This is a genomic window from Abyssibius alkaniclasticus, assembly GCF_020447305.1.
Classification (GTDB): Bacteria; Pseudomonadota; Alphaproteobacteria; order Rhodobacterales; family Rhodobacteraceae; genus Abyssibius; species Abyssibius alkaniclasticus.
This window is the reverse complement of sequence record NZ_CP095732.1, coordinates 173053-199057: the sequence shown is the minus strand read 5'-3', so window position 1 is coordinate 199057 and position 26005 is coordinate 173053. Positions and strand designations below refer to the sequence as shown.

At 61.4% G+C, this 26005-nt stretch carries 32 protein-coding genes; 15 read left to right on the top strand and 17 right to left on the bottom strand.

The features are described 5' to 3' along the window. Positions 1-78 precede the first annotated feature (78 nt). Entirely contained in the window at positions 79-2085 is a 2007-nt protein-coding gene (locus LGT41_RS01090; RefSeq protein ID WP_274128154.1) for a hydantoinase/oxoprolinase family protein, read from the top strand. Here the strand turns inward: LGT41_RS01090 and LGT41_RS01085 are convergent. The 3 genes from LGT41_RS01085 to LGT41_RS01075 form a co-directional block, all read right to left on the bottom strand. After that, positions 2082-2843, bottom strand: coding sequence for an ABC transporter permease (locus LGT41_RS01085; RefSeq protein WP_274128153.1), 762 nt, complete (start codon positions 2841-2843; stop codon positions 2082-2084). The two genes, LGT41_RS01090 and LGT41_RS01085, sit on opposite strands and share 4 nt — an antisense overlap. Continuing rightward, complete coding sequence (locus LGT41_RS01080; protein WP_274128152.1) at positions 2840-3772, bottom strand: ABC transporter ATP-binding protein; 933 nt, start codon at positions 3770-3772, stop codon at positions 2840-2842. The genes LGT41_RS01085 and LGT41_RS01080 overlap by 4 nt, the downstream gene beginning before the upstream one ends. A 65-nt stretch (positions 3773-3837) precedes the next feature. Further along, the gene (locus LGT41_RS01075; RefSeq protein WP_274128151.1) at positions 3838-4314 is read right to left on the bottom strand and encodes an Lrp/AsnC family transcriptional regulator; all 477 of its coding nucleotides are present in this window, start codon (positions 4312-4314) and stop codon (positions 3838-3840) included. Positions 4315-4452: 138 nt separating this feature from the next. Between LGT41_RS01075 and hppD the strand changes: the two genes are divergently transcribed. Both hppD and LGT41_RS01065 read left to right on the top strand, forming a co-directional pair. Further along, positions 4453-5556: a 4-hydroxyphenylpyruvate dioxygenase gene (hppD, locus tag LGT41_RS01070; protein WP_274128150.1), complete on the top strand. Its 1104-nt coding sequence runs from the start codon at positions 4453-4455 to the stop codon at positions 5554-5556. 134 nt (positions 5557-5690) lie between these two features. After that, positions 5691-6062, top strand: a complete 372-nt coding sequence (locus tag LGT41_RS01065) for a hypothetical protein (RefSeq protein WP_274128149.1) — start codon at positions 5691-5693, stop codon at positions 6060-6062. A 54-nt stretch (positions 6063-6116) separates the two neighbouring features. Here the strand turns inward: LGT41_RS01065 and LGT41_RS01060 are convergent, their stop codons facing one another. Both LGT41_RS01060 and LGT41_RS01055 read right to left on the bottom strand, forming a co-directional pair. After that, complete coding sequence (locus LGT41_RS01060) at positions 6117-7292, bottom strand: type III PLP-dependent enzyme (protein ID WP_274128148.1); 1176 nt, start codon at positions 7290-7292, stop codon at positions 6117-6119. 414 nt (positions 7293-7706) lie between these two features. Continuing rightward, positions 7707-7856 (bottom strand): hypothetical protein, encoded by a 150-nt coding sequence (locus LGT41_RS01055; RefSeq protein WP_274128147.1) that lies wholly within the window; start codon positions 7854-7856, stop codon positions 7707-7709. Here LGT41_RS01055 and LGT41_RS01050 point away from each other — a divergent pair. Genes LGT41_RS01050 through LGT41_RS01040 form a run of 3 tightly spaced genes read left to right on the top strand, consistent with a single transcriptional unit; the run spans position 7855 to position 9861 of the window. After that, positions 7855-8349, top strand: coding sequence for a thioredoxin family protein (locus LGT41_RS01050; RefSeq protein ID WP_274128146.1), 495 nt, complete (start codon positions 7855-7857; stop codon positions 8347-8349). The genes LGT41_RS01055 and LGT41_RS01050 overlap by 2 nt on opposite strands. Continuing rightward, positions 8318-8662, top strand: a complete 345-nt coding sequence (locus tag LGT41_RS01045; RefSeq protein WP_274128145.1) for an ArsR/SmtB family transcription factor — start codon at positions 8318-8320, stop codon at positions 8660-8662. The genes LGT41_RS01050 and LGT41_RS01045 overlap by 32 nt, the downstream gene beginning before the upstream one ends. After that, positions 8662-9861 carry a winged helix-turn-helix domain-containing protein gene (locus LGT41_RS01040; protein ID WP_274128144.1) on the top strand — a complete coding sequence of 400 codons (1200 nt, stop codon included), beginning with the start codon at positions 8662-8664 and terminating at the stop codon, positions 9859-9861. The genes LGT41_RS01045 and LGT41_RS01040 overlap by 1 nt, the downstream gene beginning before the upstream one ends. On the opposite strand, the gene LGT41_RS01035 is transcribed toward LGT41_RS01040, so the two are convergent. The 4 genes from LGT41_RS01035 to LGT41_RS01020 form a co-directional block, all read right to left on the bottom strand. Then, positions 9858-10745: an esterase-like activity of phytase family protein gene (locus LGT41_RS01035; protein WP_274128143.1), complete on the bottom strand. Its 888-nt coding sequence runs from the start codon at positions 10743-10745 to the stop codon at positions 9858-9860. The two genes, LGT41_RS01040 and LGT41_RS01035, sit on opposite strands and share 4 nt — an antisense overlap. After that, positions 10721-11581, bottom strand: coding sequence for a penicillin-insensitive murein endopeptidase (gene mepA, locus LGT41_RS01030; protein ID WP_274128142.1), 861 nt, complete (start codon positions 11579-11581; stop codon positions 10721-10723). Before mepA ends, LGT41_RS01035 begins: the two co-directional genes overlap by 25 nt. Beyond that, the gene (locus LGT41_RS01025; RefSeq protein ID WP_274128141.1) at positions 11581-12936 is read right to left on the bottom strand and encodes an MFS transporter; all 1356 of its coding nucleotides are present in this window, start codon (positions 12934-12936) and stop codon (positions 11581-11583) included. The genes mepA and LGT41_RS01025 overlap by 1 nt, the downstream gene beginning before the upstream one ends. A gap of 82 nt (positions 12937-13018) precedes the next feature. After that, positions 13019-13567, bottom strand: coding sequence for an acyl-CoA thioesterase (locus tag LGT41_RS01020; protein WP_274128140.1), 549 nt, complete (start codon positions 13565-13567; stop codon positions 13019-13021). 122 nt (positions 13568-13689) lie between these two features. On the opposite strand from LGT41_RS01020, the gene LGT41_RS01015 reads away from it, so the two are divergent. Continuing rightward, complete coding sequence (locus LGT41_RS01015; protein ID WP_274128139.1) at positions 13690-13977, top strand: YggT family protein; 288 nt, start codon at positions 13690-13692, stop codon at positions 13975-13977. Between the two features lie 49 nt (positions 13978-14026). Here the strand turns inward: LGT41_RS01015 and LGT41_RS01010 are convergent, their stop codons facing one another. From LGT41_RS01010 to LGT41_RS00995, 4 genes are read right to left on the bottom strand one after another with little or no spacing between them, the layout of a single operon-like run. Then, positions 14027-14497 (bottom strand): GNAT family N-acetyltransferase, encoded by a 471-nt coding sequence (locus LGT41_RS01010; protein ID WP_274128138.1) that lies wholly within the window; start codon positions 14495-14497, stop codon positions 14027-14029. After that, positions 14494-14916, bottom strand: a complete 423-nt coding sequence (locus LGT41_RS01005) for a hypothetical protein (RefSeq protein WP_274128137.1) — start codon at positions 14914-14916, stop codon at positions 14494-14496. The genes LGT41_RS01010 and LGT41_RS01005 overlap by 4 nt, the downstream gene beginning before the upstream one ends. Further along, the gene (locus LGT41_RS01000) at positions 14894-15295 is read right to left on the bottom strand and encodes an ACT domain-containing protein (protein WP_274128136.1); all 402 of its coding nucleotides are present in this window, start codon (positions 15293-15295) and stop codon (positions 14894-14896) included. Before LGT41_RS01000 ends, LGT41_RS01005 begins: the two co-directional genes overlap by 23 nt. 4 nt (positions 15296-15299) lie before the next feature. After that, on the bottom strand, positions 15300-16529 hold the full coding sequence (locus tag LGT41_RS00995; RefSeq protein ID WP_274128135.1) for an argininosuccinate synthase: 1230 nt from the start codon (positions 16527-16529) through the stop codon (positions 15300-15302). Positions 16530-16703: 174 nt separating this feature from the next. Between LGT41_RS00995 and LGT41_RS00990 the strand changes: the two genes are divergently transcribed. The 5 genes from LGT41_RS00990 to LGT41_RS00970 all read left to right on the top strand — a co-directional run bounded on the left by LGT41_RS00990 (position 16704) and on the right by LGT41_RS00970 (position 20999). Then, positions 16704-17360, top strand: a complete 657-nt coding sequence (locus LGT41_RS00990; protein WP_274128134.1) for a sulfotransferase family 2 domain-containing protein — start codon at positions 16704-16706, stop codon at positions 17358-17360. Positions 17361-17481: 121 nt separating this feature from the next. Next, positions 17482-18231, top strand: coding sequence for a hypothetical protein (locus LGT41_RS00985; protein ID WP_274128133.1), 750 nt, complete (start codon positions 17482-17484; stop codon positions 18229-18231). 15 nt (positions 18232-18246) lie between these two features. After that, positions 18247-18999, top strand: coding sequence for a hypothetical protein (locus tag LGT41_RS00980; RefSeq protein WP_274128132.1), 753 nt, complete (start codon positions 18247-18249; stop codon positions 18997-18999). Then, complete coding sequence (gene ilvA, locus LGT41_RS00975) at positions 18996-20228, top strand: threonine ammonia-lyase IlvA (protein ID WP_274128131.1); 1233 nt, start codon at positions 18996-18998, stop codon at positions 20226-20228. Before LGT41_RS00980 ends, ilvA begins: the two co-directional genes overlap by 4 nt. Before the next feature lie 9 nt (positions 20229-20237). Beyond that, positions 20238-20999, top strand: coding sequence for an alpha/beta fold hydrolase (locus LGT41_RS00970; protein ID WP_274128130.1), 762 nt, complete (start codon positions 20238-20240; stop codon positions 20997-20999). A 4-nt stretch (positions 21000-21003) separates the two neighbouring features. On the opposite strand, the gene LGT41_RS00965 is transcribed toward LGT41_RS00970, so the two are convergent. Continuing rightward, on the bottom strand, positions 21004-21399 hold the full coding sequence (locus tag LGT41_RS00965; RefSeq protein WP_274128129.1) for a MerR family transcriptional regulator: 396 nt from the start codon (positions 21397-21399) through the stop codon (positions 21004-21006). A 75-nt stretch (positions 21400-21474) separates the two neighbouring features. Here LGT41_RS00965 and LGT41_RS00960 point away from each other — a divergent pair, with 75 nt between their 5' ends. Continuing rightward, positions 21475-21798, top strand: coding sequence for a hypothetical protein (locus tag LGT41_RS00960; protein WP_274128128.1), 324 nt, complete (start codon positions 21475-21477; stop codon positions 21796-21798). 3 nt (positions 21799-21801) lie between these two features. Beyond that, positions 21802-22017, top strand: a complete 216-nt coding sequence (locus tag LGT41_RS00955; protein WP_274128127.1) for a GDCCVxC domain-containing (seleno)protein — start codon at positions 21802-21804, stop codon at positions 22015-22017. Here LGT41_RS00955 and LGT41_RS00950 read toward each other — a convergent pair. Continuing rightward, positions 22014-23195, bottom strand: a complete 1182-nt coding sequence (locus tag LGT41_RS00950) for an acetyl-CoA C-acyltransferase family protein (protein ID WP_274128126.1) — start codon at positions 23193-23195, stop codon at positions 22014-22016. The two genes, LGT41_RS00955 and LGT41_RS00950, sit on opposite strands and share 4 nt — an antisense overlap. 79 nt (positions 23196-23274) lie before the next feature. Next, positions 23275-23898 (bottom strand): maleylacetoacetate isomerase, encoded by a 624-nt coding sequence (maiA, locus tag LGT41_RS00945; protein ID WP_274128125.1) that lies wholly within the window; start codon positions 23896-23898, stop codon positions 23275-23277. Between the two features lie 73 nt (positions 23899-23971). On the opposite strand from maiA, the gene LGT41_RS00940 reads away from it, so the two are divergent. Then, positions 23972-25156, top strand: a complete 1185-nt coding sequence (locus tag LGT41_RS00940; protein WP_274128124.1) for a serine hydrolase domain-containing protein — start codon at positions 23972-23974, stop codon at positions 25154-25156. A 329-nt stretch (positions 25157-25485) separates the two neighbouring features. Here LGT41_RS00940 and LGT41_RS00935 read toward each other — a convergent pair whose 3' ends face one another. Next, entirely contained in the window at positions 25486-25995 is a 510-nt protein-coding gene (locus LGT41_RS00935; protein WP_274128123.1) for a GNAT family N-acetyltransferase, read from the bottom strand. Between the last annotated feature and the right edge of the window lie 10 nt (positions 25996-26005).

Here is a 26005-nt window from a genome sequence, read left to right as displayed (position 1 = left end):
ATCCGGGCTTATGGTCGTAATTGGGCCTGACATGGGCGCGCCACGGCGTTATGTCCTGCAGAAAATATGGGGCAGGGCATGAGCATTTTTTTGGGCATCGACACTGGCGGCACCTATACCGATGCCGTGCTGATCAAGGATGAGCGCGAGATTCTGGCCAGCGCAAAATCGCTGACCACCAAGGACGATCTTTCGCGCGGGATTGGCGGGGCGGTAGCCGCAGTGCTGGCGCAATCGGGCATTGCGGCGGCTGATATTGCGCTAGTGTCGATGTCGACCACGCTGGCCACCAATGCGCTGGTAGAAGGGCAGGGCGGGCGCGTGGCGCTGGTCGCCATCGGGTTTTCGCCGGCCGATATGAACCGCGCGGGGCTTGATCAGGTGATTGGCGATGACCCTGTGCTGTTTGTGCCCGGCGGCCATGACCATGCCGGCGGCGCCGCGGCCCCGCTGGATGAAAACGCGCTGCGCGCCGCTGTGCAACGCATTGACAGCCATGTTGGCGCTTTTGCCGTGGCCGCGCAATTCGCCACCCGCAACCCCATGCACGAGCTGGCCGCGCGGCAGATCATCCGCGAGCTGACCGGCAAGCCTGTCACCTGCAGCCACGAGCTTTCGGCCCGGCTGAACGGCCCCAAACGCGCGCTGACCGCCATGCTGAATGCGCGGCTTGTATCGATGATCGAACACCTGATTGCCGCCACCGAAGGGCTGATGGCGCAGCATGGCATTGACGCGCCCTGCATGGTGGTGCGTGGCGATGGCGCGCTGATTGCCGCCGATGTGGCCCGCGCCCGCCCGATTGAAACCATTCTTTCCGGCCCGGCCGCCAGCATTGTCGGCGCGCGCTGGCTGACCCAGGCTGAAAACGCCATCGTTTCCGATATTGGCGGCACGACCACCGATATTGCCATTTTGCGCGACGGCCAGCCGCTGATCGACCCGGATGGCGCGCTGGTGGGCGGGCATCGCACAATGGTCGAGGCGGTGGCCATGCGCACCAGCGGGCTGGGGGGCGATAGCGCCGTGCAGCTTGTGCATGAGGGGCTGGCTTCGGTGCTGCGGCTGGGCCCGCGGCGCGTGCTGCCGGTCAGCCTTTTGGCGCATGAATACCCGGACATCGTGCATGGCGCGCTAAATGAGGCTGTGGCGCGCGAGCGGCTTTCGGAATTTGACGGGCAGTTCGTGCGCGCTGTCAACCGCATCGGGCGCAATGAATCCGGGCTGAGCGCGCGCGAGGCGGACCTGCTGGCGCGGCTGGGCACGGGGCTGCATACGCTGGCCAGCATGGTGAAAACCCGCACCGATATGCCCGCCATGCACAAGCTGATCGCGCGCGGTCTGGCGCAGCGCGGCGCGCTGACCCCAAGCGATGCCAGCCATGTGCTGGGCCTGCAATCGGGCTGGGATGCGGGGGCGGCGCAAAAGGCCGCCACGCTGTTTGCCCGCCAGAAAACCAATGCCGGCCTGGTCTTCGCACCCGATGGTGAAAGCGTGGCGCGCGCGGTGATTGACCAGCTTCACCGCCAGACCGCCGAATGCCTGATGGCCGCGGCTTTGGCCGAGGACGGCTTTGCCAATGCCGATGATCTGGCGCGCCACAGCCTGGTGCTGGCCGGCCAGCCCGGCCATGTCGGGGCGGCGCGCATATCGGTCGGGCTTGGCCTGCCGCTTGTCGGGCTTGGCGCTTCTGCGGCAACCTATTATCCGGCGGTGGGCGCATTGCTGGGCTGCGATTGCGTTCTGCCCGAACATGGCGGCGTGGCCAATGCGATTGGCGCGGTCGTGGGGCAGGTGACAATGCGCGCCAGCCTGACGGTGACCAGCCCGGCCGATGGTGTATATCGGCTGCATCTTCCCGAAGGCCCGCTTGATATGGGCCGCGAGGCGGATGCCGCCGCCCATGCGCGCGCGTTTGTGGCCGCCGATGCGGCTTCGCGGGCCGAGGCGGCGGGGGCCGAGGGCATCCATATTTCACCAAGTGAGGAGATTACCCGCTCGCAGGTTGAAGGGCGTTCGGTATTTGTCGAGGCGCTGTTCAGCGCCGCGGCATCGGGCCGCCCGCGCACGGCCCAAAGCCACTAGGATTTGAGCTTGTAACCCGATTTGAAGATCCAGGCGATCACGCCCAGGCAGGCGGCCATGAACAACGCGACCATGCCAAAGCTGATCATCGGGTTGATGTCGGACACTTCAAAGAACGCCCAGCGAAAGCCGCTGACCAGATACAGCACCGGGTTGAGCAGGGCGACATCCTGCCAGGCTTCCGGCAGCATCGAGACCGAGTAGAACGACCCGCCCAGAAACACCAGGGGCGTGATGACCAGCAGCGGCACAAGCTGGAGCTGCTCGAAATTCCCCGCCCAGATACCGATGATAAAGCCAAGAAGCGCGAAGGATATGCAGGTGAGCGCCAGAAAACCCAGCATCCAGAACGGATGCGCGATGCTGAAATCGACGAACAGATTGGCGGTGGCCAGAATGATCATGCCGATCAGCAGCGCCTTGGTCGCCGCCGCGCCGACATAGCCGATCAGCACTTCCACAAACGAGGCGGGGGCGGATAGAATCTCGTAGATCGTGCCGGTGAATTTCGGGAAATAGATGCCGAACGCCGCGTTGGACACGCTTTGCTGCAGCACGGTCAGCATGATCAGCCCGGGCACGATGAACGCCCCGTAGCTGACCCCTTCAACCGACTGGATGCGGCTGCCGATCGCCGCGCCGAACACCACGAAATAGAGCGAGGTAGAAACGACGGGCGAGACGATGCTTTGCCACATCGTGCGGAAGGTGCGGGACATTTCAAAATGGTAAATGGCCCAGATCGCGCGATAGTTCATGCCTGCTCTCCCTTGACCAGAGCCACGAAAATTTCTTCCAGGCTGCTTTGGCGCGTGGCCACGTCGCGCAGCGCCATGCCGCAATCTGATAGCGCGCTCAGCAGGCGGGCAATGCCGGTGCGCCGCGCATTCGTATCATAGCTGTAGGTCAGGTTCTGGCGGCTTTCATCCAGGCTCAGCGCAAATTCCGTCAGGCTTTCGGGCAGCGGGTTGGGCGCGGGGGCGGCCAGTTCCACATGCAGCTCTTTCTTGCCCAGCCGCTTCATCAGCTCGGTTTTTTCCTCTACAAGCACCAGCCTGCCCTTGTCGATCACGCCAATCCGGTCGGCCATTTCCTCGGCCTCTTCAATGTAATGCGTGGTCAGGATGACGGTGACGCCATTGTCGCGCAATTCGCGCACCATGTTCCACATATCCTTGCGCAGTTCGACATCAACCCCGGCGGTCGGCTCGTCCAGAAACAGCACGGTCGGCTCGTGGCTCAGGGCCTTGGCGATCATCACGCGGCGCTTCATGCCGCCTGACAGCGTCATGATACGGGCATCGCGCTTGTCGCTCAGGCTCAGCTTTTTCAGGATGTCTTCTAGCAAGGCGGGGTTGGCGGGTTTGCCGAACAGGCGGCGCGAAAAGCGCATGGTCGTCACAACCGGCTCGTAGGATTCAACCGTCAATTCCTGGGGCACCAGCGCGATTTGCTCGCGGCATTTGCGAAAGTTGCGCACGGTGTCATAGCCGCCCACTTCAACCGTGCCCTGGCTGGCCTTGACCAGCCCGCAGATGATGGAAATGAGCGTGGTCTTGCCCGCGCCATTTGGCCCGAGCAGCGCCAGAATCTCGCCCTTTTTGATGTCAAGCGAGACATTGTCGAGCGCGGTATGGCCGTTGCCATAGGTTTTGGACAGATTTTTTATGGAAACGATTGTGGACATATGGCTCCCTTTCAGGCTGGGCAACGTAAGCTTTAACTTTGAAGGATCAACCCCAAAAGCGTGCCCTAGCCTGTCTGCCGGCCAACGGGCAGTGGCGCATTGGCCTTCACACGATCCATTGCAATCTGGCTATGCACGCGGGCGACGCCGGGTTCGGCAAGCAGCACATGATGCACAAGATGGTTGAGCGCGCCAAGATCGGCGCAAAACACATGCAGCATGTAATCGGCCTCGCCGGTCATCGTCCAGGCGGCCACAATCTCGGGGCAGCGGCGGGTCAGCGCGACAAAGGCGCGGCCAACCTGCGGCGCATGGCCCGCCATATGCACCGAGATGAACGCCTCGACCCCAAGGCCAACGCGCGCCGGATCGACCCGCGCGCTATAGCCGGCAATCAGCCCCTCATCCTGCAAACGCTGTCGGCGCCGCCCGGCCTGACTGGGCGAAAGATGCAGCGCCGCGCCAAGCTCCTGCGCGGTGGCCGCACCGTTTTGCTGCAAAAACATCAGCAGGCGCTGGTCGGTGCTATCCAATTCTGTCATGCGGAAATTCCGTGCAACTTGTGGCTTTTGTGCGGGTATATCGCAAAAATCTGGGAATCGACACCCATAAACGCGCACATATTGCGCCAATCATGCAGTATAATCGCGCCAAAGCATCATCATATTCAGGAGCGCGCTATGGGCCCTTTCCCGCACCAAGCCCCCAAGGCTGAAATTTCCGCAGAAAACCCCGCCGGCACCGACGGGTTCGAGTTTGTCGAATTCGCCCATCCGCAACCCGAGGTGCTGAAAGACGTGTTCACCAAAATGGGCTATGTGCTGGTTGCCAACCACAAGACCAAGGCCATCAGCCTGTGGCGGCAGGGCGATATAACCTATGTTCTGAATGCCGAGCCGGGCAGCTTTGGCCAGCGTTTCGCGGCGTTTCACGGCCCCTGCGCCCCGTCTATGGCCTGGCGGGTTGTAAATGCCCGGCACGCTTTTGACCATGCGGTTGAAAAGGGTGCCGTGCCCTATACGGGCGATGACAAGGTGCTGGATGTGCCCGCCGTGGTGGGTATTGGTGGCAGCCTGATCTATTTCGTCGACCAATACGGGGCGGGCGCGAATGCCTATGCCGATGAATATGTGTTTGATGCGGGTGTTGATACCAGCGGCGTTGGTTTCTTCTATCTCGACCACCTCACCCATAATGTTCACAAGGGCAATATGGATACTTGGTTCGATTTCTACGGCAATATCTTCAATTTCAAGCAGATCCGCTTTTTCGATATTTCCGGCAAGCATTCGGGCCTGCTGAGCCGCGCGCTCACCTCGCCCTGCGGGCGCATCCGCATTCCCATCAACGAGGACCGGGGCGAAACCGGGCAGATTGTTGAATATCTGAAACGCTATAACGGCGAAGGTATCCAGCATATCGCGGTGGGCAGCAATGACATTTACGCCGGAGCCGATGCGATTGCCGCGCGCGGGCTGAAATTCATGCCCAAACCCCCCGCCACCTATTACGCGCTATGCCATGAGCGCGTGCCCGGCCATGAAGAGCCGGTGGATGAGATGATGAAACACGGCATTCTGATTGACGGCGAAGGCGTGGTCGATGGCGGCGAGACCAAGATACTGTTGCAGATCTTCTCCAAAACGATGGTCGGTCCGATTTTCTTTGAATTCATCCAGCGCAAGGGGGATGACGGGTTCGGCGAGGGGAATTTCCAGGCGCTGTTTGAATCCATCGAGGCCGACCAGATTGCCCGCGGTGTGCTGAAAACCGACGCCGCCTGAGCGGCACCGCCCGGCGGGGCCCGTCTGGTAGGCCCGGCTGGTGGCCCCGTCTGGTGGGCACGACATTACCTTGACGGCGCGCCAATGGCGGCTAGACTCCGTTCTGACGAGACTCGGATCAGAAAGGACTGGCCATGCGGAACCTGTTGGTTTTCACGCTTCTTGCAAGCACCCTGGCGGGCGGAGCGGTGGCGCAGGATATTGTGCGCGAGAATCCGTTTCTGGGCACATGGCGCTGTGCCGGCTTTGGCCGTCAACCGGTCGGCATTCTGACCATTACGAACCCGATGTATGAATTCGTGGCGGTCGATGAAAACTGGCAACCCATCGAGAGCGACAGGAATGGCGGCGGCATCATGACATTCGGCGCCGGGCAGGCCTTGCCCTTTGGCGGCCCGCTGCTGACCGTCTTCGCCGCTTTGGGCAAATTTGAATCCGACATGGAGATGATGTTCTGGACAGGTGCCGAAGGCTTCAACATGAGCTGCATGGAACAGGTCAACTAAAGCCCCGGCGGGCCAGGCCGGGCAGGCGCCGGGCATGGCCCGGCGCGCGTCGGTTCAGATTGCAACCACATCCAGCGGCGGGAAGCCGTTGAAGCCCACGCTGGAATAGGTGCTGGTATAGGCGCCCGTGGCGCGGATGATGAATTTATCGCCCGCCCTCAGCCCCATCGGCAGATAGACCATGCGCTTTTCATACAGCACATCGGCGCTGTCGCAGCTTGGGCCGGCCAGAATGCAGGCACCCTGCTCCTCGTCATCCCGCTCGGTGATGAACTGGTAGCGAATCGCCTCGTCCATCGTTTCGGCCAGGCCGCTGAATTTGCCGATATCAAGATAGACCCAGCGCACAAGATCGGCTTCCGATTTGCGCGACACGAGCAGCACTTCGGCGGCAATCATCCCGGCTTCGGCCACAAGGCCACGGCCCGGCTCGGCCATGATGCGCGGCACATCGCCAAAACGCTCGGCCACTTCGGCCAGCACACCGGCGGCATAGGCGGCGGGGGTGGGGATATCTTCGCCATAAAAGGCCGGAAAGCCGCCACCGATATTCAGCAGGCTCAGCATAAAGCCGGCCTTGCGCGCCGCGTGCCAGACCTCGGCCACGGAATCAAGCGTGCCACGCCACATTTCCGGGTGGCGCGTTTGGCTGCCCACATGGAAGGAAATGCCAACGGGCCGCAGACCAAGGCGCACAGCCAGATCCATCAGCGGCAGGGCGTAATCCGGCGCGCAGCCAAACTTGCGTGACAGCGGCCAGTCCGCCTCGGTCGAGCCTACCAGCAGGCGAATGTAAACCTGGGCCGCGGGGGCGTTTGCAGCCAGCTTGTGAAGCTCTTCTTCGCTATCGGCGGCAAACAGCGAAATGCCGTTTTCAAACGCCCATTTGATATCGGCGCCGCGTTTGATGGTGTTGCCAAAGGAAACAGCCTCGGGCTTGGCGCCCTGTTCCAGCACCAATTCGATCTCGCCGCGCGAGGCCGCGTCGAAATGGCAGCCTTCGGCCACCAGCGTTTCAATCACCTTCGGATGCGGGTTTGCCTTGACCGCGTAATGCAGCATGGCATCGCCCAAACCGGCTTTCAGCCCGCGATATTGTTCGCGCACCAGATCGGTGTCGATGATCAGTGTCGGGCGATCAAACACGGTTGTGCGGGCATAGGCTTCGAGCTTCGCATCGCGGGGAATATGGGTTTCGGCGCGCGCGGGCGCACTTACAATAGCGTTCATGGTCATCTCCATCAGACCCGGCCATTCATGACCGCTCAGTTCCAACAAAGACGTTACCGTCGCTACGTAAACGCTTGGATATTGCCCAAGGCCAGAGGCGCGTGCGTTGGCGTCACTAGCGCGCCATATGGGGTAACCTCTGCGTCTTTGCAAATGAAAAATTGCGTCGCATCGAAGATTTTTCATCCGTTGCATTTTGGCACTATTGCCAGAGTTCAGGGCCGAGTTCAGGGCCGATGCCCCGGGCCTCATATTCGGCCGGTTCATTCGCAGATACCGGCGGAACGGCTGGTTCGCGAATTGGCCATGTGCCCCATATTTCAAGCCCGCAAGATAGGGCAAAGGTTTGAAACAGCCCGGCGCGAACATATCAGCCGCCCCCCGCATGGGGTGAAAAGCACCCGCGCCGCACTGCTACCAGACAGCCGCCCGAAAACCCGCGCCGCCCCGGGCCCGCCCCGGGGCCTCGCCCTTGCCCTGCAATACCGAGCCGGCGACATGCTTGCCGCTGCTCCAATGGCCATCGGGGTCGGGGTTGAGCGGGTTGTCAGCCACATTTTCCATGCCAAAGCCAATTGCCGGTTGTGCTGCCGATCATATTCGCATATTTACATTCAATATGCGTAGAATTCGCAGTCAGCATGAAAACAGCAAGATGGGTAGAATACTCGGCCTCGTATTTGCAAGTCTGGCAGGCTATTTGGCCCCGGCCAGTGCCGAAATGCGGCCTGCCATGTTCGAGCAGCCCGGCTGTAACTATTGCGAAAGATGGACCCGCGAAATTGGCGATGCCTATTCTCTAACAGAAGAAGGCAAAATCGCTTCGCTTTGGCGAATAGATATACAGTCTGACACTCCTGAAATGATTGTTTTGCGCCAAAAACCGGTCTATACACCCAGATTTGTATTGATTGATGAAAATCACCACGAAGTCGCCCGGTTTGAAGGGTATCCTGGTGAAGACTTCTTTTGGGGATTGTTGCAATCCATGCTATTGGAATTGCCGGAATCCGGGGCAGAGAGCGATGAACATACCATTGATGCGCACCAAGGCTGATGACGAAAACCTGACCGAGGCGCTGAACGCGCAGGCGAAAAATGCCACGGATTTTCTGAAAGCCATCGCCCATGAGGGGCGCTTGATGATCTTGTGCCACCTTGTCGATGGCGAGAAATCTGTCACCTCGCTGGAAACCCTGCTCGATTTGCGTCAGGCGGCGGTAAGCCAGCAGCTTTCGCGCTTGCGCCTTGAAGGGCTGGTGACCAGCCGTCGTGAGGGTAAAACCATCTATTATGCGCTGGCCGATGCGCGCGTGGTTGGCATGATCTCGGCGCTTCACAGCATGTTTTGCGCCGATAACCCGGCCTGATGCGCCGCCTGAGCCTTGCGCAGGCGCGCCACCTTGCCCTGGCCGCCCAGGGGTTTGGCGGGCCGGCTGGTGGTGCAACGCCCGGCTGGGCCGCGCAGCATCGCACCATAAAGCGCCTGCAATTGCTGCAAATCGACAGTGTGAACGTGGTGACGCGTTCGCATTACCTGCCGCTATTTTCGCGGCTTGGCCCTTATGACACCGCCGTGCTTGATGCGCGCACACTCGCCCCGCGCGGGCGCGCACTGTTTGAATGCTGGGCGCATGAGGCCAGTTTCGTGCCGCTGGCCATGCACCCGCTGATGCGCTGGCGTATGGACCGGGCGCGCGCTGGCAACAGCCGCTATAAATCCATGCGCGATTTTGCCACCCGCGAGGCCGGGTTTCTGGCCCGAACGCTTGATTTCGTGGCCGATAACGGCCCAACCGCCACCGCCGATCTGCCCGAAGGGGCCAAATCAGAGGGTGGCTGGTGGGGCTGGGGGCGCGGGAAAATGGCGCTGGAGGTGTTGTTCGAGCAGGGCCGCCTGACCATTGCCGCGCGCCCCGGCTTTACCCGGCTTTACGATCTGCCCGAACGGGTGATCGCACCCGAGATTCTGGCCCTGCCCACCCCGCCCGAAGCCGAGGTTTTTGCCGAGCTTACCCTGCGTGCCGCAACCGCGCTTGGCATTGGCACCGCCTTTGATCTGCGCGACTATTTTCGCCTGCCGCCCGCCGAGGCGCGCAAGGCGTTGGAAACACTTCTGGCCGATGGGCGGCTCGTGCCGATCGAGGTGGCCGGATGGCCCGCCCCCGCCTATATGCTTGACGGCGCCAAAATCCCGCGCCAGGCGGGCGGCGATGCGCTGCTTTCGCCTTTTGATCCGCTGGTCTGGGACCGCGGTCGCGCCGAGCGTTTGTTCAATTTCCACTACCGTATCGAAATTTATACCCCGGCCGCCAGGCGCCGGTTTGGCTATTATGTGCTGCCCTTCCTTATGGGCGAAACTTTGGCCGGGCGCGTATGCCTGAAGGCTGACCGTCAGGCAGGTATGCTGCGCGCCAACGCGCTGCATGTTGAAGACGGTTTTGCGCCCGCCGAAGTGGCACCGCGCATGGTGGCGCAGCTTCATGCAATGGCCGGCTGGTTGGGGCTGGAGGGGGTTGCGCTTGGCGCGGCGGGCAATCTTGCCACGGCCGCGCGCAAGGCCAGCTAGTTTTCCAGCCGGAATTCAACCAATTGGTTGCGCTGGTAAAACCGGAAATTGTCATCTGAAACAACACTCACGCGCAGAATTCCGGCCGCGTCGCGCCACACATCCAACCCTTCCAGATTGTCATAATGGCCAAGGCGGCTGGACATCAGCTCCACCTCATCCACCAGCGCATCATCTGCGATTGTGAAGCGGCGGATCCGGCTTTGAAAGCCGCCAAAGGGCAGGTAATAGCGCTCCAGCACGTAAAGATCGCTGCCGTCTATATCGGCATCTGTCACCAGAAATTCACCGCGCCGGGGCAGGGTCATGCTGTCATCCCAGACACCGTCGATCAGCCGATAAACCGGAAAAGGCCGCGTCAGCGCGCCAGAGCGTTCGGGAATGGCATAGATCATGCCCGCCGCGTCAGAGGCCAAAGCCTCAAGCCCGGAATTGGTTTGCAAAACGCCAAACGCCTCGGTGCTGGGCAGAAACGTGCCCGCCGCATCCAGCCCGTCATGGCGCATCACGCGGTGGTTGGATTCAAAGCTGACAATCAGCGCGCCATCGGGCAGTGCCGCCAGGCCTTCGGCATCGGTGTTATAGCCGTCCAGCGGGTGGCCCTTGCTGTCCAGAATAGGCATAAGTGCGGTAATTTCGGCGCTTTGCGCCACACCGTCTTGCCGCGTGATCTGCCCGGTGACAAATCGGCCACGGTCGGAAATGGCCACAAAACTGGCCCCGTCTGCACCCATGACCAGCCCCGAAATGCCGCCGAAATTGCTGTCTTCCGAGCGCAGGCGCAGGTTGCTTTCCTCGACCAGGCGCGGCTGGGCGGAAAGCGGGCTGCACAGCCCCAGTAACAGGGCCGGCAGCAGGGCTAGCGACGCAAGACAGCGGCGCATTGGTTCGGCAAATCGGCAAGGGTCAGGGGGCCGCGCGGCCGTGGCGGCGGTGCGTTCGGGTCGGGCGGCGGCGGGGGCGGCGGGTTGAGCATGTTGTTCAGAAAGGTCTGCGCTTCGGCACAGCCATCGCCCGGCGGGGGTGGCGCCTGGTCTTCGCATTGCCCCGCGCCGCGCGGGCAGGACAGGCGCACATGGAAATGGTAATTATGCCCCCACCAGGGCCGCAGGGTGCGCAGCCAGCTGCGATCGCCGGTCGCGTTCTCGCACATCCAGATCTTGGCGGCAGGGGTAACAAAAATCCGGGCAACCGCCGGGTCGGACGCTGCGGCGCGTATCACGGCCATATGCGATGCCGTCCAGTTGCTGCTGACCGATGAAAAATCTTCGGTGGCAATATTGACCGAACTGATCGTCTCGCGCTCTTGCGGGCTCAGGTTCAGGCTGCGTGGCGGCAACATCCAGATATCGGCATCCAGCCCGATCTGGTGGCTGGAATGGCCGGTCAGCATTGGCCCGCCGCGGGGTTGCGACATGTCGCCCACATATATCCCCGCCCAGCCCGCGCCTTGGGCGGCGGCGCCCAGCCGTTCGATAAAGCTGATCAGGCTGGGATGGCCCCAGTTGCGGTTCCGGCTCAGGCGCATCGCCTGCCAGCCTGGCCCGGTTTCGGCCAGTTGGTCGCCCGAGCGCAGGCAGCCACGCGCATAAGAGCCAAAGGGCGTGTTCCAGCCGCGCGAAGCGGTGGTCTGCGCGCCAAACAGCTCTTTTGCGGGGGTTTGTGCCAGCGCGGGTGCTGCAAATGCCAGCAGCGCCGCCAGAATGAAACCAAAGCGCATCAGCCTTCCTTTCGCTCGACCTTGACCATCAATAACAGCACCAGCCCCAGAACGAAAAGCCCCACCACTGGGGTTACGCCAAGCTGCTGGCTGTCAAAATAGCGCGTGGCGACATAAATGAGCGACGGGCCGATAAAGGCCGTGGCCTTGCCCGACAGCGCGTAAAGCCCGAAGGCTTCGGCCATTGGCATCCGCCCCTCGGCCTGATGCACCAGCAAGGTGCGCGACGCCCCCCAAAGCGCGCCACCTGCCGCGCCAATGATCGCCCCGCAGGCCATGAACACGATATCGGCAAGGTTGCTTTCCGGGTCGACCGCGATACCGATGATCATGCCGCGCGAGGTTGATACCGTGACCAGCCCGACGAGAATGAGCAGCAGAACGGCAGACACAATCACCGGTTTGGGGCCTTTGCGCTGGTCGAAAATCCCGCCAATCCATGCGCCCGCAGCCCCGGTCAGCGCGGCGATGATGCCGAAAATGCCCAGCAAGAACGCCGACCAGCCCAGCACGCCCGCCGCGTAAATGCCGCCAAACAGGTAAAGCGCCAGCAAGGCATCGCGGTAAAACGGGCTGGCCATCAGATAGGTGAACAGCGAGCGGTGGCGCGGCAGGCTTGCCACCGTGCGCCCAAGGCTGGCCAGCCCGTTCCTCACAACACCGCCCAGGGCGCGCCGTTTGGCGGTGTCCGGTGTCCATAAAAACAACGGCAGCACGAAAATCAGGAACCAGATTGCGGAAAGCGGGCCGGTGGCGCGGGCCGGCTCACCCTGTGCCACATCCAGCCCGAAAATCGGTGTGATGCCCAGCATCGTGACATCGGAATCGGGCAAAGGTGACATGAACAGCAGCACGATGAACAGGATCACCACGCCGCCCAGATAGCCAAAGCCCCAGCCCGCACCGGAAATGCGGCCGATTTCGGCGCGGTCGCCAAGATCGGGCAGCATGGCATTGGCAAAAACCAGCATCATTTCGGCGCCGATGAAGGCGGCGGCGAAATAGACCAGGATCATCGTTGGGTCTGCCATGTTCGGCACCGCCCCCCATAGCCCGAAACAGCCGATGACAAACAGCACGCCAAAGGCGGCAATCCACGGTTTGCGCGGGCCGGACTGGTCGGCAATCGCCCCGAGAACGGGCGCAAGAAAGGCGATGATGATCGAGGCGATTGTCGTGGTCTGCGCCCAGGCCGCCTGGCCTTCGGCAGCAGTTTCGGCCAGATGCACATAGACATAGGGCGCGAAAATGAAGGTCACGACCAGCGTGTGAAAGGGCTGCGTGGCCCAGTCAAACAGCATCCAGCCCCAAATTCCGCGCCGCTTTGCGCCTGCATTCATGGCCCTGTCGCCCATGCTCACCCCCCAAATTGCCGTATTCGGCTTGGGGGCGAGTGTGCGCGGGCTGCGCGCGGCGTTCAAGCCTTCAAATGCACGCTCAGGCGGATTCGCGCGGAAGATCTTCGGGCGGCCATTGGCGCATTGCTTCAACATCAGCCCAGGCCTGCACCCAGTCGGGCAGGGGCGGGTTCCAGCCGGTCGCGCCCATCGCCTCCAGCACCTCGGCCACAGGCACGATGCCGTTTTTGCTGGTCACGGCAGAACGATAGACCACCGAATTCAGCGCCTCGCCGCCCCGCCACATGCTTTGTTGCAGATAGATGAACCGCCCGTCATGCCCCAGCGCGCGGCTGTGCATTTCAACCTTGTGGAGCGCGCGCACACGGCGACGATAGCGCACCGTTGCGCCCGCCATTGTCAGCCCCCAGCGGTTTCGCCGCAACACATCCGCCAGCCCCACGCGCATGGCCAGCGGGATGCGCCCAAGATCGAACAGCGTCAGCGTGCGGCCATTGTTCAGCTCGCGCCACATATCCAGATCCCAGGGCAGGCAATAATGCTGGCTGACATGCACATCCTCAAAGCCAAGCCTTGGGTCGTTGCGGTGCTTGAACATTTGCCAAGCCATGCGGATGAATGGATACATCGGGCCCTCCGCCAGCTTTCTGCCGCCCGCTCACGAAATTGGCAAGACATGACCTCGCGTTCGCCTCTTGCCCTGTGGGCGCGCAGCGACTACCTGTTGGCGCACCGCAATCAGGGCCGCTTATGCAACAGCTTTACTATATCCTCAGCTTCGCACTCGATGCGTTTTGGTATGTCATCATCGCCCATATCGTGATGAGCTGGCTGATCAATTTCGAGGTGCTGAACCTGCGCCAGCCGCTTGTGGCCCAGCTTTGGTTCGGGCTGAACAAGCTGCTCCAGCCGATTTATGTGCCCATCCGCCGGGTATTGCCGCCAATGGCGGGGCTGGACCTGGCCCCGCTTGTGCTGATCTTCGGCATTTTCTTTCTGCGCCAGTTTTTGCAGGCCAGCATGTCGGCCTTTGGCTGACAGGCCCGGCCAGGCAAAGGCGGGCAGGGCCGATCTGCACGCCAGCGGTTCAATCGATGCGCAGCAACAACAGGTCTTCGCCATCCACCACATCGCCCGTGGCGGCAAAGCCCCGGGCCTCGTAAAACGGGCGCGGGCTGCCATCGCCCGGCACGGTGGAAACATAAAGCTTTTTCAGCCCCCGGGCCTTCGCCCAAACCGCCGCCGCCCCAAGCGCCGCCTTGCCATAGCCGCGGCCTTGCTGGCGGACATCAACCATCAGCCGCCAAATGAACGCCCCGTCGCGCGGCTCGCCATCCGAAATGCTTGGCCCCTCGCGGGTCATATCCAGAATTGACATCAGCCCGACAGGCGCATCGCCCGCGTAAAGCGCCAGCAAGTCTGCCGCCGGCTCGTAAGCCGCTTGCGCAATGGTTACGGGGTTGGGGGCGACAAACCTCTCCTGCCCCGGCGCAAGCCTAAGCTTCATCAGGGCATTCACATTGTCCCAGGTCACGGCACGGGTTGAAAACCTGCTCAATGCTGCCACCATTTGCGCGGCCGTGTCAGGTTCCTGACCTTGCGGATCTGGCCGGTATCCGGGCGGATGGTCAGGATAACCTTGTCGCCCGCCTTGGCCGTATGAATCACCTGAGCAAAGCCCATACCCACAAGCAGCGGGCCGGTTTCCTTCAACCAGAGCAGTCGTTCCGAACGCGGCATGACAATGCCCGAAGCCGCCTGCGTTTTGCTGTTTTCACGCTGTAGTTTCGCGCTTAGCCGGCGGGATTCGAGCTTGGAAATCTCGCCCTCCATTGTCTCGCAGCGCAAATGCACGAACATGCCGACAAGGATAAGGTCGAGCATCACCTGAAGCGTAGAAATCCAGCCCGGCACAGTGCCGCGCGGCACGAATTGCCGCGAAAGTCCGTCGGCTTCAACCTTCTTTCGCTTGCTCATCGCGGCTTATTTTCTCCAGAATCTGCATTGCCCTGTTCCGGTCATTCCAGGCCACAAAAACATGGTCATGGAAATATCCGGCGATGACATTTGCCGAAACCCCCGCTTGCGCCAGCGCGCCCGACATTGCCGCCGTCAGCCCCACCGCCTCCAGCGCAGAATGCACCGAAAGGCTGATCCGAGCAAAGGGTTCCGCTTTCAGCCCCGCGGCCTGCAAATCGGCCAAAGGCGCCACAACCGTCAGCCCCTCATCCTCGGCCACGGTTGCAAAGGGGGTTATCGCGGGCAGGTTCGCGCAATGCGCAAACCCGTAGGGCTGCGCATGAAGGGCAGGCGCCATGCTGGCCAGCAGTTTTGCCAAATTACGCTCGCCCGTCATATGGCTACCGCCTGTTGCGCGCGGCCAGCAGCTTCAGGCGCAGTGCGTTGATTTTGATGAAGCCTGCCGCGTCGGCCTGGTCATAGGCGCCGGCGTCGTCTTCAAAGGTCACATGCGCTTCGGAATAAAGGCTGTCATCCGACCAGCGGCCAACGACCATCGCGCTGCCTTTGTAAAGCTTCAGCCGCACGGTGCCGTTCACGCGCTCCTGGCTTTTGTCAATCGCGGCCTGCAGCATGTCGCGCTCGGGGGAAAACCAGAATCCGTTATAGATCAGCTCGGCATAGCGCGGCATCAGCTCGTCTTTCAGATGCGCGGCACCGCGGTCGAGCGTGATGCTTTCAATGCCGCGATGCGCGGCCAGCAGCAGCGTGCCGCCGGGGGTTTCATAAATCCCGCGCGACTTCATGCCAACAAAGCGCCCTTCAACAAGGTCGAGCCGCCCGCAGCCATGCGCGCCGCCAAGCTCGTTCAGCCTGGTCAAAAGCGTCGCCGGGCTGAGCGCCTCGCCGTTGATGCTGACCGCATCGCCACGCGCGAAGCCAATTTCAACATATTCCGGCGTGTCGGGCGCATCTTCGGGGTGAACCGTGCGCTGATACACATAATCGGGCGCCATTTCTGCCGGGTCTTCCAGCACCTTGCCTTCGGATGAGGTGTGCAGCAGGTTTGCATCCACCGAAAACGGCGCTTCGCCGCGCTTGTCCTTGGCAATCGGAATCTGGTTGGCTTCGGCAAATTCCAGCAGGCGCGTGCGGGAGGTCAGATCCCATTCGCGCCAGGGTGCGATCACCTTGATATCGGGGTTCAGCGCATAGGCCGAAAGCTCAAAGCGCACCTGGTCATTGCCCTTGCCGGTTGCGCCATGCGCCACGGCATCGGCGCCAACCTCTTCGGCAATTTCCACAAGCCGCTTGGAAATCAGCGGCCGCGCAATGGATGTGCCGAGCAGATACAGCCCTTCATAAACCGCATTGGCGCGAAACATCGGAAAGACGAAATCGCGCACGAATTCCTCGCGCACATCCTCGATATGGATGTTTTCGGGCTTGATGCCCAGCATCTCGGCCTTTTTGCGTGCCGGTTCCAGTTCCTCACCCTGGCCCAGATCGGCGGTGAAGGTCACAACCTCACAGCCATATTCGGTTTGCAGCCATTTCAGAATGATCGAGGTATCAAGCCCGCCCGAATAGGCGAGAACAACTTTTTTGGGCGCGAGTTTTGCGGCAGGCATGGGGCGGGCTCCGTAATTGGGGTTCGCACAGGGGTTTATTGCGAATTGTGGCCACCAACAAGGGGGGCATGTGCTAAATCCGGCCCCGCTTGCGCGTTGACAGGCCGTGCAGGCTGGGGTGGTGTAGCGCGACAATATATAAACCCCGCCCGCGCCGACACTTGGAAAGACCCGATGCCGATTATTCTGGACAATGAAAACATGGCGGTCTTTACCGCGCCAAAGGTGGCCTCAACCACGCTCAAGCAGCTTGCCTATAAGGTGCAGCATGGTGAAAGCTTTGCCCGGCATATGGAAAATGGCAAGCCGGTGCATATCCATCATATCTACCCTTCTGTGCCGTTTGCGCGCATAAACCGCGCGAAATTCGCCGATATGCGCTGCTATGCGCTGGTGCGCAGCCCGCTTGGGCGCGTCATCTCATGCTATGGCAACCGTGTTCTGGCGGGCAAGGCGCTGCAAGGGTTTGAGGTGCAGGCGGCCTTGCGCAAACTTGGCCTTCCGCTTGCGCCCAGCCTGACAGAGTTCATTGAAAACCTTGGCGCCTATCACGCGCATAGCAAGGTCATCCGCTGGCATTTGCGCCCGTTGACGGTATTTCTGGGCCATGATCCGCAGTTTTATACGCGCATTTTCCGCTTTGACGAGTTGGAGGCGCTGACCGCGCTTATGGCCGCAAGCCAGACCGCGCCATCCGCGCCAGGGCATTTTCAGAAAAGCCCGCAAACCGTGGCGCCCGTTGCGCCCGGCGCGCGCGCCAAATCGTGCCTGCACAGCATGTTCAAGGATGATTATGCGGCCTTTGGCGCCTGGTTCGAGGATGAATGCTAGGCGCGCGGCGTGGCACATTGGTGCCATTGCCGCTTGATTGCAACAATCCAGACTGGCCACGATTCCTGCATCATGCTAGTCGGGAACGCGTAAGGGTTTACAGGCAAGATCGGAGCAGGCAATGCGGCTGTTTATTCATTCATGGCGGCAGGTGGTTGGCAATTTCGCGCAGGCATTGCGTGTCGGCAAGCTGCTTCTGGCGCTGACACTGGCCTCGCCTCTGCTGATGCTGCTGGGTCTGGGCGGGGCCGTGCAGGGCCTTTTGTTCATTGCGAGCATCGCGCTGTCCATTACCACGGCAATCGCCTGGCACCGCTTTGTTCTTCTGGCCGATCCGGATGCGGCCGACCCGCTCAACCCGCCTCCGGGCAGCTTTCAGGCCTATTTCCTGACGGGGCTGCGCGTGGCCCTGCTGCTGTTTGTTGCCGTTCTGCTGGCCTCTACCTTTGCAAGCCTTGTGGCTGGCCTGGTGTTCGGCGCATCCTTCATGGTTGAACTGCCCGATGGCACAATCGCCCCCGGCCCGGCCTATCTGCCGATTCTGCTGTTCATCGCCGTGGTCATGAACACCATGTTCAACCGCTTTGCGCTGTGCTTTCCGGCCATTGCGGTGGGCCGCCGCATTGGTTTGCGTGAATCATGGGAAAGAACCGCGCCCATGAACGGGCAGATCATTGTCACATCGGTGCTGATGATCGCGGCAATCGCAGCATTACAGGCCATTGCGCTGGGCCTGCCATCCAACAGCGCCGGCGGCGCGCTGCTGGGCATTGTCATCGCCGTGCCGATCTGGATTTTCACGATGCTCGGCATTTCGGTAATGACCACGCTTTACGGCCATCTTGTCGAGGGCCGCGCGCTGAACGCCTAGGGGGGGAATTTCACGATGCAGCTATTTTTTCATGCCCTTGCGCAGCTTATCCGCAATTTCTGGATGGCGATTGTCGTGAGCTGGATGCTGCCCGCCGCGCTGGTCGCCATGAATTTCGCCGTTCTGCCGCAACTCAATGGCGCGCCGGGCTATGACACGCTGATCGTGGTCTTCGGGCTGGCAGTTTTCTATCTGGTGATGACCGTGCATGTGGCCGTGGCCTGGCATCGCAACATCTTTCTGGCCGATGAGGCGCGCAGCGACAAAACCGGCGAAGGCGCCTATCTGCGCTATTTTTTGTGGTCGGTGCTGCTGGGGCTGATCGGCATTCTGCTGTCCGCTGCCATTTTCGTGCCGCTCATCTATATGATCCTCAATACGTCCGACCAGAGCCTGTGGCAGCTTGTCGGCAATAATCTTGGCATGAGCGCGGGGGTTTACGTTATTGTGGTTGCCCTGCTGGCGACAATCCCCAGCTTCGTCACCACGCGCCTGGCGCTTGTTCTGCCCGCCTCCACCATCAAATATCCTGTCTATCCGCTCAAATCATGGGTGCTGACGCGGCAAATCCGGATGCCGATTTTCCTGTGCAGCTTTCTGCTGGTCGGCGGGCTGACGGCGTCGAATATCTATTTCGGCCTTCTGCCCACAACACCCTATACCGTGGTGGCCGAATCGCTTGTGGCCTGGTTTGTCACGATGCTGGGCATTTCCATTCTTACGGTGATGTTCGAGGTATGCGTCGCCCCGGAACCGGCCGAAGAATGAGCGATTTTATCCAACAGGTTGACGCGGCCACAAGTGCCATGCGCGCATTGTTCGAGCCGACACCGCTCCAGCATAACCTGTATCTTTCGGCCAGATTTGGTGCCGAGATATGGCTCAAGCGCGAAGACCTTGGCCCGGTGCGCAGTTACAAGCTGCGCGGCGCGCTCACGGCCATGAAGGCCGCGCTTGATGGCGGTGCCACCGGCCCGTTCGTCTGCGCATCGGCGGGCAACCATGCCCAGGGCGTGGCCTTTGCCGCGCGGCATTTCGGGGTGCAGGCGGTGGTGTTCATGCCGGTCACAACGCCCGACCAGAAAATTGCCAAGACCCGCGCCTTTGGCGGCGATTTCATCGAAATCCGCCTGACGGGCGATTTTTTCGACGCCGCCCTGAAGGCCGCACAAACCTATTGCGCGCAGGTCAATGGCCGCTTTCTGCCGCCCTTTGATGATGAACAGGTGATGATCGGCCAGGCCAGTGTGGCTGCAGAGATTGCCGAACAGCTTGGCGGCTTGCCCGAAATGCTCTTGCTGCCCATCGGCGGTGGCGGGCTGGCGGGCGGCGTGAGCCGCTATTTTGGAAATGGCTGCACCTACAGGTTTGTCGAGCCGGCAGGCGCCACCAGCCTTGCCGCCGCCCTTGCCGCGGGCGGGCCCGTTACCCTGCCGCAAGTGGACAATTTCGTTGACGGTGCCGCGGTGGCCCGCATCGGTGCGCGCAACTATGCGGCCCTTGCGGGCTTCACCCCCGATCACTGCATGGCCATTCCCGAAGACCGGCTTTGCGAAACCATGATCGACATGCTCAATGTCGAAGGCGTGGTGCTGGAACCTGCCGGTGCTTTGGCCATTGATGCGCTGCGCGACCTGACAGGTATTGCAGGCAAACGCATTGTCTGCCTTGTGTCGGGCGGAAATTTCGATTTCGAACGCCTGCCCGATGTGAAGGAACGCGCGCTGCGTTCCGCTGGCCTGAAGAAATATTTCGTGCTGCGGATGCCCCAGCGCCCCGGCGCGCTGAAGGAGTTCCTCAACCTGCTCGGCCCGGATGATGACATTGCCCGCTTTGAATATCTCAAGAAATCGGCGCGCAATTTCGGCTCGGTCCTCATCGGTATCGAAACGCATGACCCGGCCAGCTTTCCCGCCTTCACCCGGCGCATGGCCGAGGCAGGGTTTTCCTTTCAGGACATCACCGACAACCAGATGCTTGCCAATTTCATTGTATAGGGGCTGATCATGCTGAATTTCATTACCGAAGGCGCGCCAGATGGCACCCCGCCGCTGATCATCGCGCATGGGCTTTATGGTTCGGCCCGCAACTGGGGTGTGCTGCAAAAACGCTTCGCCGCCAGCCGGCAGGTTATCGCGGTCGATATGCGCAACCACGGCGAAAGCCCGCATTTGCCAAGCCAGTCCTACCCCGATATGGCGCGTGATCTGGCCGAGGTGATAGAGGCAAATGGCGGCCGCGCCGATGTGCTGGGCCATTCAATGGGCGGCAAGGCGGGCATGGTGCTGGCGCTTACAAGGCCCGATCTGGTCAACCGCCTGATCGTGGCCGATATCGCCCCCGTCGCCTATACCCATAGCCAGGGTGACAAGATCGTGGCGATGCGCGCGGTCGATTTGTCCACCACCACCCGCCGTTCCGATGCCGATGCCCAGCTCAAACCGCATCTGGCCGATGACATGCTGCGCAGCTTCCTGTTGCAATCGCTGCGCCTTGGCGAAGGCGGCGCAAGCTGGCGGCTGAACCTTGATGTGCTGGAGGCCGACATGCCCAAAATCATCGGCTGGCCCGAGGTTTCCGGCCAGTTCACCGGCCCAACCCTGTTCCTGCGCGGCGCCCTGTCCGACTATGTGCTACCCGACCACGCGGCGCTCATCACCCGCCTGTTCCCCCACGCGATAACCGAAAGCGTTGCGGGCGCGAACCACTGGCTGCACGCAGAAAAACCGCGCGAATTTCAGGCGGCGGTGGAGGGGTTTTTGGGGTGAGGTATCAGAAGAACCCGCTGCGCAACTGAGCCAGCATCGGGCAGTTCACCCGGCCTGCATTGCAGTTCTCAGTCAGTTCAACCAGCGCCGCCTCAAGGTGCTGCAACTCGGCGATTTTCTGGCGCACCGTTTCCATATGCATCACTGCAACCCGCTGAACCGACTGGCATTCGCCTTTGGGATCGGCGGCCAGAACCGATAAATGCTGCGCGTCGCTCAACCCGAAACCCAAGTCGCGCAAGCGTTTGATAAGCCTTAAGCGGCCAATTTGCTCAGGCGAGTAGCTGCGTCGGTTACTGGCGCTGCGGCCCGGTTTCTCAACGACGCCGCTACGCTCATAAAACCGGATTGTCTCAATGCTCAGCCCGCTTCGTCGGGCCGCTTCGCCAATTGTTGCCATGAAAAAACTGCTTGCTCCTGTAGCTACTACAGAAGTTATACCCGACTCACGCATGAAACGGAATGCGAGGTTGGTATGAAAAATTCGCTGAGATTGAGTTATGGCTCGGCTTTGGCATCGGTCGGGGTCTCGGCTTGCTGCATTTTGCCCGTTGTTTTCATTCTGCTGGGCATGGGGGGAAGCTGGCTCGCCATCTTCGGAAAAATTGCCGCAGTCAGCTTTTACGTTGTCGCGGCATCGAGCCTGATCATCGGGCTATCCTACTATCTGGCTTTGCGGCGCGGTGCGCTCGGTCGGCTGAAATGGTGGTTGCTCGGTGCGACAGCCCAGACGGGTATCGCCTGGATTGTCGTTCTCTACCAGGACAGCATCAACAATTATCTGATTTCAGGACTCTAGCCCATGACAAAGCCGCAAATCGAACTGCAATCAACAATAACCTGCCCGCATTGTGGCCATGAATCACAAGAGGAAATGCCAACAGATGCCTGCCAGTGGTTTTATGAATGCCAGTCCTGCCACGCTGTGCTGACCCCGAAGAAGGGTGATTGCTGTGTTTTCTGCTCCTATGCGACCCGTCCTTGCCCACCCATTCAGGCAGGCAAGGGCTGTAGCTAGGTCAGCCGCTCAATCGCCAGCGCAATGCCCTGACCACCGCCAATGCACATCGTCACCAGCCCATAGCGCCCGCCGGTGCGCTTCAGCTCATACAGCGCCTTGATGGTGATGATCGCGCCTGTCGCGCCGACCGGATGGCCAAGGGCAATCGCCCCGCCATTGGGGTTTACGCGGGCCGGGTCCAGCCCCAACTCCTTGCTCACCGCGCAGGCCTGGGCGGCGAAGGCTTCGTTGCTTTCGATCACGTCAAAATCTGCGGCCTTCATGCCCGTGCGCGCAAGCAGCGCCTGCACGGCAGGCACGGGGCCGATGCCCATCACCTCGGGGCGCACGCCGGCATGGGCGTAGCCGATAATCCGCGCCATCGGTTTCAGCCCGGCCGCCGCGGCCGCATCGGCACGGCCCAGCACCAGAGCCGCCGCACCATCGTTGATGCCGGATGCATTGCCCGCCGTCACCGTGCCATCTTTCTTGAACACCGCGCGCAGCCCTGCCAGCACTTCGGGGCTGCTGGCTTTGGGGTGTTCGTCCACAGCAAACTCCACCGTATCGCGCCGCAGCTTCACGCCGATCGGTGCAATTTCTGCGTCGAAATACCCCGCCGCGATGGCCGCCAAAGCCCGGCGCTGGCTTTCAGCGGCAAAGGCGTCCTGCGCCGCGCGACTAATTCCATGCTCGGCGGCCACGTTCTCTGCCGTCACGCCCATATGGCCCGCGCCAAACGGGTCGTGCAAAGCGCCGATCATCATATCAACCGTGGTGACATCGCCCATCTTCTGGCCCCAGCGAGCGGCCTGCATGATATGCGGCCCGCGGCTCATGCATTCGGCGCCACCGGCCAGCGCGAAATCGGCATCATTCAGCATCAGGCTCTGGCTGGCCGAAACTATCGCCTGCACGCCCGAGCCGCACAGCCGGTTGACATTCATTGCCGGCGTTTCATTGGGAATGCCCGCCTCGACAGCGGCCACGCGCGACAGATACATATCGCGCGGCTCGGTATTGATGACATGGCCAAACACCACATGGCCGATCTGCCCCGGCTCGACCCCGGCGCGCGCCATTGCCGCACGGCTGACATGCGCGGCCAGATGCGTGGGCGGCAGGCCCGCAAGTGAGCCACCAAAAGTGCCAATCGCGGTGCGCGCCCCGCCCAGAATTACGATATCATCTGCCATGTGCCATCTCCCGAATGCGTTTATGGGCAGGTTACGCCGCCCAGCGCCAAGGTCAATGCAATGCGCGCGCGACCTGGCGTTAAGGTGCGTTGTTTTCCGGCAGGGCCGCGGCCACAGCGGGCAGGGCGGCAAGGCGCGCATCTATCGCGCAAAGCTGCGGCATCGCGCTCAAATCCACCCCCGCGCGGCGGGCATTGTAAAGCTGCGGCACAAGGCAGATATCGGCCATGCTCACCCTGTCGCCATAGCAATAATCGCCCGCGCCCGTGGCCAGCATCGTCTCGAACGCCGCCAACCCCCTGGTGATGAAGCGCAATTGCCAGGCATCGGCGCTGATCTTCCCACCGCTTTCCTGCTCCACAAATGTGCGGACCGACAGGTTGCAAATCGGCGCGGTTTCCATTGCAATGGCGTAAGACAGCGCGCGCACCCGCGCCCGCCCGGCGGGGTGTTCGGGCAAAAACCCGGCTGCGTGAACCTCGTCCAGATATTCGATAATCGCCAGGCTCTGGGTCATTACCAGCCCGTCAATCTCCAGCACCGGCACCAGCCCTTGCGGGTTCAGCGCCAGATGCGCGGGGGTTTTATGCGCGCCCGCCAGCAGGTTCACCGCCACCTGTTCATACGCCACGCCCATCAGGTTCAGCGCAATGCGCAGCCGGTAAGCGGCGGATGACCGCCAGTAATCGTGCAGCCGTATCATGACGGGCGCTCCTGTCTTGCCAAGCCCTGCTCAAAAGCTAGTCTGTGCGAAACGTCTAAACAAGAGAGCATCCATGCGCCGCATCAAGCAAATCTTCATTCTTATCGTCTTGGTTCTGGTGGTTCTGCTCACCTTCAACTGGGGGCGGATCAGCCGGCTGGTTGCGGTTGTCACCCTGTTTGACGAAGACAGGATCGTTGCCAATTTCAGCCAGATGGATGCGGCTTTTGAAAGCGCGCCGCTGCTCACTGGCAATGCCCAGCCCCTGCCCGAAGCCCCTGCACCCCTGCCCGAAAGCTTTGCCTTCAACGGGCAGGACGTGCCCTTGCAGGCCTGGCTGGAAGACAGCAGCTATACCGGGCTGGTCGTGCTGAAGGACGGCGCAATCGCCCATGAATCCTATGCGCTTGGCACCGGGCCGGATGATGTGCGCATTTCATGGTCGGTGGCCAAAAGCTTCCTGTCGGCCCTGTTCGGCATTCTGGTGGATGAAGGCACGATCCCCGATCTGAACGCCCCCGTCACCGATTTTGTGCCCGCCCTTGTTGGCAGCGCCTATGACGGCGCGCGTATCATCGATGTGTTGCAAATGTCATCGGGCGTGGCCTTCAACGAAGACTATCTGGATTTCTGGTCGGATATCAACAAGATGGGCCGCGTTCTGGCGCTTGGCTGGTCGATGGACGGCTTTGCCGCCGCGCTGAACGGGTCGGCCCATGCGCCCGGATCAGCGCGCCAATATACCTCGATCGATACCCATGTGCTGGGCATGGTCATTCGTGGCGCCACCGGGCGCTCGGTGGTCGATCTGATGGGCGAGAAACTGCTTGCACCCATCGGGCTGGAAGGCCCGGCCTATTACCTGACCGATGGCTATGGCGTGGCCTTCGTGCTGGGCGGGCTCAACATGCGCACGCGCGATTATGCCCGCTTCGGCCTGCTGTTTGCCAACCAGGGCCGTCTGGGCGCGCGCCAGCTTGTGCCCGCCGAATGGGTCGCCGCCTCCACCGCCAATACGGCGCCCGCCGATGCCACGGGCGACCCGCGTGGCTATGGCTATCAATGGTGGTTGCCACCCGATGCCCAGCCGGGAGAATTTTTCGCCATCGGTATTTATGGCCAGTATATCTATATCGACCAGCGGCGCGGCGTGGTCATCGCGCTGAACGCCGCCGATCGCAATTTCCGCGACGAAAGCCGCGATGCGATGAACCGCAACATCGCCATGTTCCGCGCGATTGCGGCGGGCTTGGAGTGATCGGGCTGGCATCCATCGCCGCCGCCAGCCGTCAATAAACCCGAAGGAAAAAGCGCGGCCATGTGGGTATTGCGGGCGCGCTATTCGCTTGCGTATGAGCTTGCCGAAAAAGCAAGGGCAGCATTGGCTTGAGCACGTCACACCGCACTGCGCGGCACAGCGCACCGCACACCACACCGCGCCGTCCCGGGCTTGACCCGGGACCTCTTGCCGCCCTTAGGAGGTCCCGGGTCAAGCCCGGGACGGCGTTTGTCATAGGGGCGACGCGCTAAACGGGGGGGAGGGGCGACGCACTCGACACGGGCAGCGCGCTAAACGGGGGCGGTGCGCTAAAGCAAACGCATGCGCAAGCTGATAACCCCGAGCACATTGGCGGCATGTTCATCCGGTTCCGGGTCAGGCTCAAACCCAAGCGAGCGATAAAGCCCAAGCGCTTCGTCATGCCGATCGAGCGCGCCCAGCCGCATTTGCCGATAGCCAAGCGCCCTGGCGCGGTCAAAAAGCGTTGTGCATAAACGTCGTCCCACGCCATGCCCCCGTGCTTCCGGCGTTACGAACATCCTGTTCATCTCGCATAATTCACCCTGCACGGGTTTCAGCATCACAATGCCCACACCCACGCCCTCCAGCCGCGCCAGAACGCATTCACCTTTAGGCGGGTTGAAATAGCTGCGAAAATCCGCGAGCATTTGCACAAATCTCTGACGTTCGAGATATTCATCGATCTGCGCAATCCGTTCAGGATAGCGATCTTTCAGAAACGCGACGAATTCCCATGCCAGCCGGGTCACTTCGGCAATATCATCGTCGCTCCGGGCCGGGTCAATTAACACCGACATGGCCTGCCTC

Coding starts and splice junctions, on each gene's coding strand:
- LGT41_RS01090 (WP_274128154.1), top strand. CDS start 79: ATGAGCATTTTTTTGGGCATCGACACTGGCGGCACCTATACCGATGCC.
- LGT41_RS01085 (WP_274128153.1), bottom strand. CDS start 2,843: ATGAACTATCGCGCGATCTGGGCCATTTACCATTTTGAAATGTCCCGC.
- LGT41_RS01080 (WP_274128152.1), bottom strand. CDS start 3,772: ATGTCCACAATCGTTTCCATAAAAAATCTGTCCAAAACCTATGGCAAC.
- LGT41_RS01075 (WP_274128151.1), bottom strand. CDS start 4,314: ATGACAGAATTGGATAGCACCGACCAGCGCCTGCTGATGTTTTTGCAG.
- hppD (WP_274128150.1), top strand. CDS start 4,453: ATGGGCCCTTTCCCGCACCAAGCCCCCAAGGCTGAAATTTCCGCAGAA.
- LGT41_RS01065 (WP_274128149.1), top strand. CDS start 5,691: ATGCGGAACCTGTTGGTTTTCACGCTTCTTGCAAGCACCCTGGCGGGC.
- LGT41_RS01060 (WP_274128148.1), bottom strand. CDS start 7,292: ATGAACGCTATTGTAAGTGCGCCCGCGCGCGCCGAAACCCATATTCCC.
- LGT41_RS01050 (WP_274128146.1), top strand. CDS start 7,855: ATGCCAAAGCCAATTGCCGGTTGTGCTGCCGATCATATTCGCATATTT.
- LGT41_RS01055 (WP_274128147.1), bottom strand. CDS start 7,856: ATGGAAAATGTGGCTGACAACCCGCTCAACCCCGACCCCGATGGCCAT.
- LGT41_RS01045 (WP_274128145.1), top strand. CDS start 8,318: ATGAACATACCATTGATGCGCACCAAGGCTGATGACGAAAACCTGACC.
- LGT41_RS01040 (WP_274128144.1), top strand. CDS start 8,662: ATGCGCCGCCTGAGCCTTGCGCAGGCGCGCCACCTTGCCCTGGCCGCC.
- LGT41_RS01035 (WP_274128143.1), bottom strand. CDS start 10,745: ATGCGCCGCTGTCTTGCGTCGCTAGCCCTGCTGCCGGCCCTGTTACTG.
- mepA (WP_274128142.1), bottom strand. CDS start 11,581: ATGCGCTTTGGTTTCATTCTGGCGGCGCTGCTGGCATTTGCAGCACCC.
- LGT41_RS01025 (WP_274128141.1), bottom strand. CDS start 12,936: ATGGGCGACAGGGCCATGAATGCAGGCGCAAAGCGGCGCGGAATTTGG.
- LGT41_RS01020 (WP_274128140.1), bottom strand. CDS start 13,567: ATGTATCCATTCATCCGCATGGCTTGGCAAATGTTCAAGCACCGCAAC.
- LGT41_RS01015 (WP_274128139.1), top strand. CDS start 13,690: ATGCAACAGCTTTACTATATCCTCAGCTTCGCACTCGATGCGTTTTGG.
- LGT41_RS01005 (WP_274128137.1), bottom strand. CDS start 14,916: ATGAGCAAGCGAAAGAAGGTTGAAGCCGACGGACTTTCGCGGCAATTC.
- LGT41_RS01000 (WP_274128136.1), bottom strand. CDS start 15,295: ATGACGGGCGAGCGTAATTTGGCAAAACTGCTGGCCAGCATGGCGCCT.
- LGT41_RS00995 (WP_274128135.1), bottom strand. CDS start 16,529: ATGCCTGCCGCAAAACTCGCGCCCAAAAAAGTTGTTCTCGCCTATTCG.
- LGT41_RS00990 (WP_274128134.1), top strand. CDS start 16,704: ATGCCGATTATTCTGGACAATGAAAACATGGCGGTCTTTACCGCGCCA.
- LGT41_RS00985 (WP_274128133.1), top strand. CDS start 17,482: ATGCGGCTGTTTATTCATTCATGGCGGCAGGTGGTTGGCAATTTCGCG.
- LGT41_RS00980 (WP_274128132.1), top strand. CDS start 18,247: ATGCAGCTATTTTTTCATGCCCTTGCGCAGCTTATCCGCAATTTCTGG.
- ilvA (WP_274128131.1), top strand. CDS start 18,996: ATGAGCGATTTTATCCAACAGGTTGACGCGGCCACAAGTGCCATGCGC.
- LGT41_RS00970 (WP_274128130.1), top strand. CDS start 20,238: ATGCTGAATTTCATTACCGAAGGCGCGCCAGATGGCACCCCGCCGCTG.
- LGT41_RS00965 (WP_274128129.1), bottom strand. CDS start 21,399: ATGGCAACAATTGGCGAAGCGGCCCGACGAAGCGGGCTGAGCATTGAG.
- LGT41_RS00960 (WP_274128128.1), top strand. CDS start 21,475: ATGAAAAATTCGCTGAGATTGAGTTATGGCTCGGCTTTGGCATCGGTC.
- LGT41_RS00955 (WP_274128127.1), top strand. CDS start 21,802: ATGACAAAGCCGCAAATCGAACTGCAATCAACAATAACCTGCCCGCAT.
- LGT41_RS00950 (WP_274128126.1), bottom strand. CDS start 23,195: ATGGCAGATGATATCGTAATTCTGGGCGGGGCGCGCACCGCGATTGGC.
- maiA (WP_274128125.1), bottom strand. CDS start 23,898: ATGATACGGCTGCACGATTACTGGCGGTCATCCGCCGCTTACCGGCTG.
- LGT41_RS00940 (WP_274128124.1), top strand. CDS start 23,972: ATGCGCCGCATCAAGCAAATCTTCATTCTTATCGTCTTGGTTCTGGTG.
- LGT41_RS00935 (WP_274128123.1), bottom strand. CDS start 25,995: ATGTCGGTGTTAATTGACCCGGCCCGGAGCGACGATGATATTGCCGAA.